At 46.6% G+C, this 13,199-nt stretch carries 11 protein-coding genes and 1 pseudogene; 4 read left to right on the plus strand and 8 right to left on the minus strand.

The genetic code is table 11. From position 1 onward, the window contains the following. The first annotated feature begins 106 nt into the window (after nt 1-106). Nucleotides 107-1,662 (plus strand): IS3 family transposase gene (locus ACUJFK_RS10545; protein ID WP_445424806.1). Its coding sequence is split into 2 segments (ribosomal slippage): nt 107-590 and nt 590-1,662, totalling 1,557 coding nucleotides; the frame shifts between segments, so codons are not numbered across the junction. Between the two features lie 270 nt (nt 1,663-1,932). Here the strand turns inward: ACUJFK_RS10545 and ACUJFK_RS10550 are convergent. The 8 genes from ACUJFK_RS10550 to cadR form a co-directional block, all read right to left on the minus strand. Next, nucleotides 1,933-2,385, minus strand: a complete 453-nt coding sequence (locus ACUJFK_RS10550; protein ID WP_445424807.1) for a GIY-YIG nuclease family protein — start codon at nt 2,383-2,385, stop codon at nt 1,933-1,935. A 166-nt stretch (nt 2,386-2,551) separates the two neighbouring features. Then, entirely contained in the window at nt 2,552-4,606 is a 2,055-nt protein-coding gene (locus tag ACUJFK_RS10555) for an AAA family ATPase (RefSeq protein ID WP_445424808.1), read from the minus strand. Between the two features lie 103 nt (nt 4,607-4,709). Further along, nucleotides 4,710-6,683, minus strand: coding sequence for a DUF2779 domain-containing protein (locus ACUJFK_RS10560; protein WP_445424809.1), 1,974 nt, complete (start codon nt 6,681-6,683; stop codon nt 4,710-4,712). A 64-nt stretch (nt 6,684-6,747) separates the two neighbouring features. Continuing rightward, nucleotides 6,748-7,758, minus strand: a complete 1,011-nt coding sequence (locus tag ACUJFK_RS10565; RefSeq protein WP_445424810.1) for a helix-turn-helix transcriptional regulator — start codon at nt 7,756-7,758, stop codon at nt 6,748-6,750. Between the two features lie 68 nt (nt 7,759-7,826). After that, the gene (locus tag ACUJFK_RS10570) at nt 7,827-8,696 is read right to left on the minus strand and encodes a hypothetical protein (RefSeq protein WP_445426775.1); all 870 of its coding nucleotides are present in this window, start codon (nt 8,694-8,696) and stop codon (nt 7,827-7,829) included. An 11-nt stretch (nt 8,697-8,707) separates the two neighbouring features. Next, entirely contained in the window at nt 8,708-8,914 is a 207-nt protein-coding gene (locus tag ACUJFK_RS10575) for a hypothetical protein (RefSeq protein ID WP_229585690.1), read from the minus strand. A gap of 199 nt (nt 8,915-9,113) precedes the next feature. Then, a complete protein-coding gene (locus tag ACUJFK_RS10580) occupies nt 9,114-9,686 on the minus strand; it encodes a hypothetical protein (protein WP_445424811.1) in 573 nt (190 codons plus the stop codon). A gap of 198 nt (nt 9,687-9,884) precedes the next feature. Beyond that, entirely contained in the window at nt 9,885-10,292 is a 408-nt protein-coding gene (cadR, locus tag ACUJFK_RS10585; protein ID WP_024126910.1) for a Cd(II)/Pb(II)-responsive transcriptional regulator, read from the minus strand. A 95-nt stretch (nt 10,293-10,387) separates the two neighbouring features. Between cadR and ACUJFK_RS10590 the strand changes: the two genes are divergently transcribed. The 3 genes and pseudogenes from ACUJFK_RS10590 to ACUJFK_RS10600 all read left to right on the plus strand — a co-directional run bounded on the left by ACUJFK_RS10590 (nt 10,388) and on the right by ACUJFK_RS10600 (nt 13,115). Continuing rightward, nucleotides 10,388-11,284: a cation transporter gene (locus ACUJFK_RS10590; RefSeq protein WP_445424812.1), complete on the plus strand. Its 897-nt coding sequence runs from the start codon at nt 10,388-10,390 to the stop codon at nt 11,282-11,284. Nucleotides 11,285-11,287: 3 nt separating this feature from the next. Beyond that, nucleotides 11,288-11,800 carry a signal peptidase II gene (gene lspA / locus ACUJFK_RS10595; RefSeq protein WP_445424813.1) on the plus strand — a complete coding sequence of 171 codons (513 nt, stop codon included), beginning with the start codon at nt 11,288-11,290 and terminating at the stop codon, nt 11,798-11,800. A 21-nt stretch (nt 11,801-11,821) separates the two neighbouring features. Next, nucleotides 11,822-13,115: pseudogene (locus ACUJFK_RS10600) on the plus strand (ISL3 family transposase). The last annotated feature ends 84 nt before the right edge of the window (nt 13,116-13,199 follow it).

Raw genomic sequence — 13,199 nt, forward strand, 5'->3', positions numbered from 1 at the left:
AGAACCATTCATTTGGACTGATTGCATCACCCGCCGTGTCAGGATAGTTGTCCGGTCTTTTTTTCACAATAGTTAGCGTCAGACGGCGGGTGGTTAGCAGGTTGAAATGGCTATATCCCCAGAAAGAAAAGAAGCGATCTTAAAGAAGTTATTACCGCCAGTCAGTCGCTCAGTAGCGCAGTTGGCAAGAGAGGAAGGCATTTGCGAGCAGACGCTGTACAATTGGCGTAATCAGTTAAAAGCTCAAGGATATGCTGTGCCGGTAAGTGGACAAAAGCCTGATGATTGGTCAGGAGAAGCAAAATTGGCGGTGGTGATTGAAACTGCCCCGCTATCAGAGGCTGAGTTAAGCCAGTATTGCCGTGAAAAAGGCTTGTTGGTTGAGCAGGTTAAAGAGTGGCGCAGTGCCTGTGTGATGGGCAATATGAGCGAAGCTCAGCGCAAGGCTGCTGAGAAAAAGCAGTCTAGAGAAGATAAAAAGCGCATTAAAACGTTAGAGCGCGAGCTTAACCGTAAAGAAAAAGCCTTAGCGGAGGCGGCAGCGTTGCTGGTGCTGCGAAAAAAGCTCAGAGCGTACTACGGCGAGGAGGACGAGGACAGTTAACGTCGGTTAGTGAACGCAGCTTAAACCTGGTCTGGTTTGATGAAGCCGTGTTAGCCGGTGCCAGGCGTGATAAGGCTGCACAGGAGCTTGAGATACCGTTGCGTTCACTGCGCCGCTGGCGGGATGAGCAAGGTGTGGTGCTTGAAGATAAACGGCCAGTAGCCATCAGGCAAGAGCCGAAGAACAAGCTTAGTGAAACCGAGCGCGAGCAGATACTGGCCACCTGTAATGACGAAGAGTATGCCAGCTTACCGCCATCGCAAATTGTGCCGAGGTTGGCAGATAAAGGTGTTTATCTGGCGTCGGAATCGACGATGTATCGGGTATTAAAAGCGGCAAACCAACAGCACCATCGTGGCAAAAGCAAAGCACCTCAGAAGCGGCCAATGCCCACCAGTTACAGTGCGTCAGCACCCAATCAGGTGTGGTGTTGGGACATCAGCTATATGCCCTCAGGCATACGCGGTTTATACTGGTATTTATACGCGATCATCGATATTTACAGCCGAAAACTGGTGGCTTGGGAAGTGCACGACAAGGAATGCAGTCAACTGGCCAGTGAGTTGGTACAGCGTGCATTACTCCGTGAGCAGTGCCTGTTTAAACCACTGGTACTGCACTCAGATAACGGCAGTCCGATGAAAGGCAGTACGCTCAGGGTAAAATTGCAAGAATGGGGTGTAACCTCCTCATTCAGCCGGCCCAGAGTGAGCAATGATAATCCGTATGTGGAGTCGTTGTTCAAGACGGTGAAATATTGTCCGCAGTGGCCAACCGGCGGCTTTGCAACCGTAGGTAGTGCCAGAGAGTGGATGTTAGAATTTACACGCTTCTACAATAATGAGCATCGCCATAGTGGTATCAGGTTCGTGACACCGGCGCAGCGGCATCAGCACCAAGATACGGCTCTGCTGGAAAAGCGTAAAGCGGTATATGAACAAGCAAAGTCAGATTACCCACAGCGATGGGCTGGCAGAGCAACAAGAAACTGGAGCCCTATAGGGCCAGTAAGTCTGAATCCTGAGCGGGAAATCGTGCCAGTTCAGGCAGCAGCATAAAACGGGAAAATCGGACAACTACCTTGAAAAACTCCGGCTCTGCCAACGTAAACACTGGTGACGAAAATCCAATTTTTTTAAAATGGGCAATTAAGTTAGTTTGAATATTACTCATCGACAACAAGACTCCATTTGTTAATTTAGTAGACTATATATGATTTATCGAGATCAGGTAAGCCCGAGATATTTAAGCGCGACAACGGGTTAAGCTATAGATGAATCAAAACATAATACATCTATACCGCTAGCAAGATTGCTTTGATAGAACATTTACTTGTTATTGCCACCACTTTTACCAAAAGCTGGCGACAAAGCATGTGATAGCGCATCTTCAATGATTTGAATCACTTCAATCGGCTGATCATAGATTTTTATCGTGATTTTATATTTACCTTTGAACCAATGCTTTAAATGTAAGGCATAGGTAGTCGCTGGGCCATCACCCAAGTGCTGTTCAATCCGTTTTCTAATTCCAGTAGTCGAAGATCCTACATACATCACAGGGGATGCTGAGTTTAGCTTAGGGCAAGCTCGTTCCTTGGTCTTTTTGTAATTTGATAGGGTCATGAAGGTTCTTGCGGGATCTCCATCAATTTCTTCGATTATATAAATTGCTGTTCCAATATCATTCAGCTCTGTCAATTCAGATAAAACAAACTCTCTAACAGGCAATGCCGCTTTGGCCTTTTTACAGTTTTCTATTAACGTTTCAATGTATTGCATTAAATTCCCCATCCAATCTTGTTGACTAATATAGTGATTTACGAACAACCCTTAAATACAGCTGAACATAGCGATAGCTGCAGGCTACTCAACCTTTTGAGCTATGCCTGTATTAAGTTATGAAATTTCTTAGCAACGCTGTTAATATTTTTATCAATATGCTAAATCAGAGTACAAACCCCATTCTAGATTTTACCTGCCCTCGTAACGCGATCTCAGCCCTTAACTGAGCCAATATGGCATCAGCATCAATCTGTTCAATCGGATTGAATCGCATTTGTTTTATGACAAGCTCAAAATCGGCTGGCGTAAGCTGCATTCCTTCCAGACGCGCCAGAAGTGGAGTTGACGGTGCTGGTAAACCAAGCGCTTGAACACATTCACTAAACAGGCATTTTGCTTGTTCAGGTTTTAAGAAGCTTAATTGCACTTTTACATCAAAGCGGCGTAACGCTGCAGCGTCGATTTGTTCAATAAAATTGGTGGTACATACCAAAGTGCCTTGATAGTGATCGAGTTGCATCAGTAACTCATTGGTCATGGTTTTTTGCCAATGCCGCTCTGCCTGGTTTCGATGGCCAATTAATGTATCAACTTCGTCCAGCAGCAAAATTGCCTTGTCGTTTTGTGCTTGGCTAAACGCCTTGGCAATCGCACGCTCGGTTTCGCCCACATAACTACCCAGCAATTCACTTGCTTTCTTCTGCAGCAAGGGGCGTCCTAATTGATCAGCTAGATACTGGGCAAAACTCGTTTTACCGGTTCCGGGAGGCCCATAGATACATAACTTTAAATCAACGGCTTGAGTTAAATAGTTGGTTAATTTAGAAACCGAATAATCGCTGTTATATAACTCAGGGCGAATAAGTTTCTTTGCAGGCTTAATGCGGTTACGCCCTGTTTGTGCCTCTAACATAGGGTTTAATATTAAATCGAAGCACTGCTCTTTTTGTAAAGGCGACATCTCGCCAAGAACAGTATTATTAGCCCAGAGTCTCGCTAATAACGCCGGAGTGATATTGTCATCTGCAGCAAGCTCATCTATATAGGCTGCCGACACCCCCGTGTTTTGCAAATAACGCTGGGCAATTTTCAACCGTGTGTTCTTTGGTGGCGCGTTTACAGGGATAATCTGGCTAAAACGTCTCAGCTGCGCTGCATCGAACTGCCTAATACTGTTACAAATCCAGATACAAGGGCAATTATTCGTTTCTAAAATGGTGTTTATCGCCAATTTTTGCGCATCGGCATTACCCAGTAAAATACCAATCTGACTGGGCAGCACATCGTCAGCCTCATCCAGTATCACAACATGCTCCGCATTTGCGCCGTAGATTTTTTGGCACATTAAAAGTGCATTTAGTCTGGATTTAGCACCATAAACCTCTTGCTCAAATCCAGCGCTAACGCCTGTTACCTGCTGCGAGTTTTGATACGCAAGCAGCTTAGCAATTTCTGTTTTACCTGTACCAGGCAGGCCATAAATCAAAATATTGCAACCACGATGTTTGAGATTTATGGCTGCTGAAATTAATTTTGACGCTAGCGTCATTTGCTCAGTTAAATAATCAAAATCGGATATGTTCAGCTCAGGCTCACTGACACGTGTGCAAAATTGTTCAAGTAAGCTTTGCGGATTAAAATTGTCTGAGAAGAGCTTTCCGAATACATTCATTGTTCTAAAATGATCAATAAAGGTATGCCCCCTCTCCTGCTTCAGCAAACCACATAAAGCAAGGGGCGATTTGTCGTGCAGGGCTAATTCAACATCGTACAAGTCAGCACCAATACAATTTGCCAGGATCTCGTACGTATCGTTGCTAGATGAATAGTATCTGGCGTTTCGCACATCATTAAAAATGCCTACCCAGGTACGCGCTATCAGGACAAACCGGAATACCGCTATCTCAATAGGCGTTAAACCAATCATGGTGCCAAACACTTGAGTATTTTTATCCAACGCTAAAGGCGGACGGTCAGCAATAAAGGTATCAAGCTGGTTGATAATAGCGTTGTAATTTAGGTCAGCTTCTTCAGTAAAAATGGCAAACGCCAGCTCATCAGGCACGCCAAGACCCGTAAGCACTTTTTCGCAGCGATACCGGCAAAAATGTTGTTGGATGTTAATTAACCAACGAACGGCAATGGCCAGATCTGTTGAAATTATCGGGTTTACGACTAAGGTGTTTGCTTGGTCACCTTTTAGAAAAATCTGCTCCATATCCCCTCCATCGTTGACTGGGCGCAGATTGTAGCAGAGAGTTGTATCATTGATTGATACAACCCCAGCAAGTGCTAAGCCTATCATTAAATTGCAATTATGCTCACTCAGCTAGAGAAAATTGCCAACCTTGATAAAGCATAACCATAGCCAGGGTATCCAATTCACAGTATTTTAAAAGTGCAGATTCAAGTTCTGCCCGCTCATAATCCGACATGGCAGTAAACTGTAGCTTGCCATATGCACTCAGCGCTAAACCACCATGATTAAGCTCATCGGCTTCACTGAGTAATGCAATATCGTGCTCACTGGCATCCTGAAACAGTTTGGGAAGTTTTTTATAGGGATCAATAACCTCTCCTTCATCATTAAGTTCAATCCAGGTATGGTGTTGAAAATTAAGGCTAGGCATATCAGCCGTGCCATATATTGGAGAACTATAATAATTTTTCAGCGCATCAGAACGATTCAGTATCGCAGGTAACACCGCTTTTAGTGAATTAGAACCTTTGGTTGTGGGGTCAAAATAGTAGGCTTTAACTAACTCCAGCAGATCGACCATATCTCTGCTACCTTGCCATTTTTCCGTTTTATCCTGACCTGAATGCGTAATACTTTTAATAAAATCGATTAGCTGGTCTTTATCTGCCTCTTCAGAGGCGGCTAGCTGATTAGCAATGTGATTTAAAACGGTATTCTCATGATTTGAGTAGCGGAATATAGTGCCCTGATCACTTGATAATGCTGCTTTTAATGTACGGACGAAATCAAAGTTTGGAAACTGACCAGGCGCGGCCTCAAGAAACTGCGTTTTATGTTCTATTTTGCCATCGAGATGTAACACATGATGCGAAAACTGAAATGCTACCGTCTCATATGGCACCATCCCCTTAAAATAGGGCAATGCCGCAGTGCTTGTTTCAAAATCAATAAAATGCAATTGATAGGTAAAACTTGCCATGACCCGACGTAACTGAGCTTTATCAATAAACACAGTATCGTCCTGATTTTTGGCTTTAGAAATTTGTAACCATTGACGGGCCGTTGTGCTTAGAGGCGTGCTGAGATTTCCATCAAAATCAATGTCCTCTTCAGTAAACTGTTTTAATTTTATGAGGCCGTTTTTGACAAAACGATCTGCTTTACGGAAATTCCAAAGAGATAATACATTAGCGTCGTTAAAATCACTTTCTTGCCAGCCAAGCCTTTGTTGCCAACACTCTATAAAGCCACTTTTTAAAGCAAGCTCGGTTTGATTAGGCATTGTTTTAAATTCACAGGTTTTACACTTGGCACCGAGCTCTGCAGATAAGCGAACATCGTCAGCATAGGCTTTAGAAAAATACGCTACATTTTCACTAAAGGAAGATAGCGGTAAGTCATCTGAATTATTTCCACTAAGAATTTTGTTAACCACATGGTCTACGTTCACTTTTCTAAGCAATGGCACAGCAAGATCTTGTTGAGTTAGTGATTGTATGACCTTTACGCCTCGCCGCGATCGCTCATCACGGGTTAATAGAAACTTCTGATTTAATCCTGCGCTTTGGCAAGCTTGCTGCTTATCTGCCAACATAAGATAGGATGAAACATTATGTTCGGGGAAGGCTGCAGCAATCACGTATTTCTGAAAGGCAACATCATAAAGATAAGGCTTCCACTTACTGTCAATTTTCCCAGATTTATTTAAAAAATCGCCATCTTTTTCTGGATTATATGATTTAGCTTTAACTTCGATGAGCTGAATTGCACCCGGCGATTTAACCAGCACATCTACGCGAATTAATAACTGCTGATAACGGATTGCCGCCTCAAAAATAACGACATGATCGCGCGTCATTAATTGACGCGTTTCGGCTAAGGCTTTTTCAACATCCAGTGTTTCGATATCAATGCCACCAGAGAAGTATTGTTTAGCCAGTTCGCCAACCTGAAAACCACCATCAGCCAAGGCTTGTAGAAACGGATCATCAAGAGATTGATTCGCGTACTCTGGCTTTGCCGTATAAAACAGCTTTGTTGGGCACTCCAGCGCAAGCTTAAAGCGGGATTTAGTAAGGTAGCGGGCCTTGGTCATATATTCTCCTTTTGATGGCTATTTCCACTGATAAGAAATAGCTTGGTTTTCCTTTACACGATTTTTATGCGTCAGCATAACGCTTAAGCAGCGCTTGTAATTCCGCAGTAAGTTCCGCCCTAAGTTCAGCAGGAGCAAGCACTTCGACATTCACGCCAAAGCCTCGAATAAATTTCTTTAGTTCGTAGCAATCACGCACCGTTGCTTTTAATACTCGGCAATCATCGGCAAGCGAAATAACCTTCTGATCATCACTTAGCGGTGTTTCATCGATATAACGGGCTGCATCACCATAAAACTTAAGTTCAATGGCAATTTTTTTATCTCGGTGTGAGCTGAACAAACCGATTTCATGTTCCTCACAAATCTGGGTAAGCGTTTTGGTGTCTGGTTTACAGCGATAATTCTGTTCCATGGGTAATGGAGCTAGGTTCTCCATTCGATGCACCGCATAAGAGGCGGGTTTATCAATATCTAAGTGCACCTCAACACCCAACAAATAGATCTTTTCTGCTTTAAACATCAACCCCCAAGGCATCAGCTGTTTTCTTCTGGCTTGCCCTTTCATATTGCGGTAATCAAACGCAATGGGGTGCTGATTTTCAATCGCCGAATAAAGTACTCTTAATGCTTCGGCGCTGTAGTCCGGTGAACGCCAAACAGCTGAGGGCGCGACATAGATATATTGTTGCCACCTGTCAATCACGTTCTGCTTTGCCGAACTTTGAAAGATCGCCTGGTGGTGCAAAGGTAAGAAACGAGTAACCTTGTCATTGAGAAAACTGAGCTGCTTTAATACAGTTAAAGCTTGTATATAGGGATTTCTTAGGCGACCATATAAAAATGGACGCGTTGAACAATCCTCATATACCTTATAAAAACGAAGCTTTTCATTCTTTATTACACGACGAACAAATTGTTCTAAATTGCGGGTTTCAAGACTTTTTTTGTCAAATGTATGATTATTCTCTAATCGTTTGATTATCTCACCCAATGTAATCGGGGCAGCAGGTTCTTCAGGTATTACAGAGACTATGTCAAGGTCTGATAGCTCAATACTGGGTGCTTTAGGCAATTTAAGCCTCCTTGCTCAAAACAATCAAATTAAATCTAAGCGTCAGATTAATCAATACTTTTCAAGTATTAATCTAGAACTGTTCCTAGGTAAGCACTGACACACTCCTTCAGTGTATTGTCATGTAAATCAAGCACGGGCCAGATGTTACCTTGCTCATCGCGCTGATACCCTCCCGCCGTATTCCAGGCCAGTGGTATCTTGTGCTGCTGACAAAAAGTAAATACGATCTTGTCTCGCTCTCGTAGCTGCTCTGTTGTAAGAAAACCTCCCAGTGGATCATCGATATGCGGATCTGCACTGGCTTGAAACAAAATAAGATCACAACCGGCCATTTCAGTTAAAACCTTCGGCAGCGAATCAAGATAAGCTGGTGCATTGTCAGGTATTGGGTCAACCGCGTAGGCCAAACTATGATGCACAATCCAATCGTTCAAGTGCAGTTTGTCTATAATCTCCCGAGTGCCATCGCCCTCATGCACGTCTAAATCTAGGATCGCTATTTTGCTGAGTGCCCCCTCATGCTTTAACATTAAGGCAGTAATGATTAAACCGTTAAAGGTGCAAAACCCAAACGCATCCGCATAACCTGCATGATGAAAGCCTGATACGGGTGCAACGGCAACCTGCTTGGAAACAAGTGCACTTCTTGAAGCGGCAAGCATGGCCCCAACGGTATAAAGACAACTGTTAGCAACAGCTATATCTTTATTACCAAAACCATTCTTAAGAATTCCGTTCATTACGCCATCAACGTAATCAGTATCGTGAGCTAATTTGAGGCTGTCTGGTGTTACAGGCTCAAAGGAACACACCTCAATTGGCTGTGAAAGGCTAAGCCAGCGCTCTACAACAAGCGCAGGCTTAGCAGCACTCGGAGAAAAGCTCTTAACATCACTGATAATTTCATCACGATAAAAAATCGGGAGCTTTTGCATTGGCACTCTCCTTAGTAAATCTTAGGCGCGACTAAACTCTGCAGGGCATTCCCTTTCGCTATAACAGTGCCGCGGCGTAAATCCATGGTGTAGTTCATACCAGCATAATAGCGTCCAATCACACCATCCACTGTACGAATGGATTGATCACCACCTGGATGATGATCAATAAAAGCATAGGGATGTCCGGCAGCGTCACGAAGGATTTGGCTTGTCATAGATACACTCCTTGGTTGGATATATTCCAAGTGTATACCACCGATGTTTCAATGATTGATACCTGAAGCTCACCCTAAGATTAACTGTTAAGTTAAGTAATTATCAGATTAGACAACGCAAAACTACAACGGCGTAATAACAGTTTGGAACAGCACTTCACAGACTCAAACCTATGGCATGCTGCTCCGGTGTTGCTTTCTAACTTAGAGCAGATAACCGCTTATCTATTTCGCTAAACTGCTGAATTTGACCATACACCTCATCGCAGATATCCGCCAAATACACCTCTTCATCAATGGTGAAATAACTGGCCAGCACTAACTGCTCACATTCTGGCTCGGGGAGCACCAATATATCCGGGTATTCTGCTTGAATAATCGATGCCAAGGCTCTGTGATGTTGATTAAAGATCATGGTAAAGCCCAGATAGCGTGAACCTGATGTTGGTTTTTTCCAACAGCCGGGTAACATGCTGTAGACATGAAACGTGCCAAACGAGACGGGAACGGCCAGCATTACTTCACGATTTGGGTGGCCTGCCGCAGGCCGAAAGCACATATTTAAGCTGGCCAACATTAACAATGCAAATCCTTTGGGGCTGATGCCAGAAATTGGCTCTTCAAAAGGATCATCACCTTCAATCACACCGGTTCTCGCACCCTTGTATTCGAGATAGAGGTGAATACTTAGGTTTTCCATCTCCAGCGAATGGCTATAATCAGACAGGTCTAGCAAAGTTTGGTTATCAAGTTTCATCAATGGAATGTTCATATGGCCTCCTTTGGGTTAAATGAACCAGGCCATCTCAACACAGATAAAAATTCACGCCACAAAGCTTGCAATACTGTCGGGCAAGGCTGTTCTTGCCCAAATGGGAATTTGGGGTAAGCGGATTAAATGGTTGATCTTACCTTTGCATGAGAGTGAGACAGACCGGCATCTCATCGGATTATCTGGTTGATGCTTCACCTACTGCTGGTGCATGTTTCCTTCGCTAATTCCAGCAAGAACCCCACACGCCTCAACTTCCCGGTCATCGTTGCAACTCGCTCTCAGTGAAACGAGTTGTTTCTCAAGCGCTTGCAGAGCGGTTATCTGAGACCGCACATGAGAGATGTGATCATCGAGCAAGGCGTTGACAGCGGTACAGGACTGATGAGGGTCGTCCTGATAGCGCTTTAGTTCGTGAATTTCTGCCAGTGACAGATCCAGGATGCGGCAGCGACGAATAAAGGCCAGCCGCTCAACGTGTTTCTCGGTATAGACACGGTAACCGTTCTCCTGCCGACCAGGCGGCGGCAACAAGCCCTGCCGTTCGTAGAAGCGGATCGTCTGTGTATCTACCCCTACTGACTGTGCCAACTGACCAATACGCATCGGGTTCCTCCGCAACGGATTCTCTACGCTATTGACCTTATAGCGACTATATAGTTTTAAATGAAAACCCGATCACATTCAAGTGGAGTCATATCATGAGTAAAAACTGCGGAGGCCCCTGTGGCGACCATGCAAGGCCTGCGGCGGATACCGATATGCAGGCCTCCTCCGATGCGTCGGGGAGATGGGTCAGTGTTTATGCCGTGCCGAAGATGGACTGTCCATCAGAAGAACGAATGATTCGCCTAGCCCTGAACGGCTTTGAGGAGATTCGGGCGCTGTCCTTCGACTTGTCGAACCGCCGGCTGAAGGTCGTGCATGACGGCGAGGTCGAGCCCGTCACCTCGAAACTGAAGACCTTGGGGCTAGGCGCCGCGCTTCAGGAAAGCGTTGCTGCAAATCCGGAGACCATCAAGGCCGCCGAGTTTTCGGCAGCTTCTGCTAAGCAAGAATCCGGGACCCTGCGCTGGTTGCTCGGCATCAATGCACTTCTGTTCGTGGTGGAAATGACTGCCGGTCTGATCGCCCGGTCCACCGGCCTGATTGGAGAATCCCTGGACAATTTTGCCGATGCGGCGGTGTATGGGCTTGCCCTTTATGCGGTTGGACATAGCGTGAAAATGCAGGTACGTGCCGCGCATCTTGCTGGTGTACTGCAACTGATCTTGGCTGTGGGCGTACTCATAGAGGTGGTGAGACGCTTTGTATTCGGTAGTGAGCCTGAATCCCTGGTGATGATGGCTATCGCATTCGTCGCATTGATTGCCAATACCAGTTGTCTGCTGCTCATATCCAAACATCGGGAGGGCGGGGCGCACATGAAGGCAAGCTGGATATTCTCGGCCAACGACGTGGTGATCAACCTGGGGGTCATCACCGCCGGCGCTCTGGTCGCGTGGACCGGGTCCAATTATCCGGATCTGATTATCGGCACCATCGCGGGGGTAATTGTGCTTAACGGTGCTAGACGCATTCTGGCGCTCAAGGATTAAGCAATGTCCATTTTTGGCAAACATCTGTCACCGTACGCTCTGTTGTCCATCTCCGGCCTGCTGGCAGCGTCTGATCAGGCCGTAAAATGGCTGGTGCAACAATCAATGGCCTATGGCGAGTCTATTTCAGTGACCTCATTCTTTAACTGGGTACACGTATGGAATACCGGTGCCGCATTCAGTCTTTTTGCGAATGGTGGAGGCTGGCAGCGCTACTTTTTTATCGGAATCGCGGTAGTGGTCTCGATTTTTCTGATCAAGCTGATCCTTGAAAATCGTCATAAAGGAGAAGCCATCGCTTACAGTCTTATCCTCGGTGGCGCCATGGGCAACCTGATTGACCGGGTCTTTCGCGGCTATGTTGTGGATTCCTTTGATTTCTATTGGCGAGACTGGCATTGGCCGGCCTTCAACCTGGCTGATATTGCAATTGTCCTCGGTGCCTTACTTTTAGTTTCCGGCAGCTTTTTGGGTAAAAAAACAAACACCAATGCCGAGTCGGATGGATCTGACTGAAACCTTCGCCTATACAACACCATGACCGAACTTCCCGACAACATCCTTCACCTGCCGCAATACCAAGTACTGGGCTACAAAACCACCGACGACGACATGCACTTCCAAGTGGACGCGCCCGATCCCATTGCCTGCGAAGAATGCGGAGTGCAGGGTGAGTTCGTGCGGTTCGGCAAGCGTGATGTTCCCTATCGTGATCTGCCCATCCACGGCAAGCGGGTCACCCTCTGGGTGGTCCGCCGCCGGTACACCTGCCGGGCCTGCAAGACAACCTTCAGGCCCCAGCTACCGGAGATGGTGGACGGCTTCCGTATGACGCTGCGGCTGCATGAATACGTGGAGAAGGAATCCTTCAACCACCCCTACACCTTCGTGGCGGCACAGACAGGTCTGGACGAGAAGACGGTACGCGACATCTTCAACGGACGCCCGCGCCGAGTTCTTGGGGCGCTGGCACCGCTTCGAGACGCCCCGCATCCTGGGCATTGACGAGCTATACCTGAACAAGCGCTACCGCTGCATCCTGACCAACATCGAGGAGCGAACCCTGCTCGACCTGCTGGCTACCCGCCGTCAGGACGTGGTGACCAACTACCTGATGAAGCTGAAAGACCGCCAGAAGGTCGAGATCGTCAGCATGGACATGTGGAACCCCTACCGGGCAGCGGTCAAGGCTGTGCTGTCCCAGGCCCGTATCGTGGTCGATAAGTTCCATGTGGTACGCATGGCCAACGATGCCCTAGAGAGAGTGCGCAAGGGCCTCAGAAAGGAGCTGAAACCGTCCCAGAGCCGGACTCTCAAGGGAGACCGGAAAATCCTGCTGAAACGCGCTCACGAAGTCTCAGACCGGGAGCGCCTCATCATGGAGACTTGGACAGGCGCGTTCCCGCAACTGCTGGCCGCCTACGAGCACAAGGAGCGCTTCTACGGCATCTGGGACGCCACCACACGGCTCCAGGCAGAAGCCGCCCTGGACAAGTGGATAGCCACCATCCCGAAGGGCCAAAAGGAAGTCTGGAGCGATCTGGTCAGGGCAGTGGGAAACTGGCGCGAAGAGACCATGACCTACTTCGAGACGGACATGCCCGTCACCAACGCTTACACGGATTCCATCAACCGACTGGCCAAGGACAAGAACCGTGAAGGGCGCGGTTACTCCTTCGAGGTGATGCGGGCACGAATGCTCTACACCACGAAGCACAAGAAGAAGGCACCGACTGCGAAGGTCTCTCCTTTCTACAAGAAAACCATCGGTTACGGACTGCCGGACTTCGCAGAGGAACTCAACTACGGAGTCGATCTATCAACCATCTGAGGGTGGTATCAGATTGATGGGGTGAAGGTGCCCCATCAACCATTAAATCCGTATACCCAAAAAAATAAAACCAAATCAGGTTTA

This window comes from Alishewanella sp. HL-SH06 (assembly GCF_052656265.1).

Bases quoted from the DNA above. Each gene is read 5' to 3' on its own strand.
- cadR (WP_024126910.1), bottom strand. From the start codon at position 10,292: ATGCGTATTGGTCAGTTGGCACAGTCAGTAGGGGTAGATACACAGACG.
- lspA (WP_445424813.1), top strand. From the start codon at position 11,288: ATGTCCATTTTTGGCAAACATCTGTCACCGTACGCTCTGTTGTCCATC.
- ACUJFK_RS10570 (WP_445426775.1), bottom strand. From the start codon at position 8,696: ATGCAAAAGCTCCCGATTTTTTATCGTGATGAAATTATCAGTGATGTT.
- ACUJFK_RS10555 (WP_445424808.1), bottom strand. From the start codon at position 4,606: ATGGAGCAGATTTTTCTAAAAGGTGACCAAGCAAACACCTTAGTCGTA.
- ACUJFK_RS10560 (WP_445424809.1), bottom strand. From the start codon at position 6,683: ATGACCAAGGCCCGCTACCTTACTAAATCCCGCTTTAAGCTTGCGCTG.
- ACUJFK_RS10580 (WP_445424811.1), bottom strand. From the start codon at position 9,686: ATGAACATTCCATTGATGAAACTTGATAACCAAACTTTGCTAGACCTG.
- ACUJFK_RS10575 (WP_229585690.1), bottom strand. From the start codon at position 8,914: ATGACAAGCCAAATCCTTCGTGACGCTGCCGGACATCCCTATGCTTTT.
- ACUJFK_RS10550 (WP_445424807.1), bottom strand. From the start codon at position 2,385: ATGCAATACATTGAAACGTTAATAGAAAACTGTAAAAAGGCCAAAGCG.
- ACUJFK_RS10590 (WP_445424812.1), top strand. From the start codon at position 10,388: ATGAGTAAAAACTGCGGAGGCCCCTGTGGCGACCATGCAAGGCCTGCG.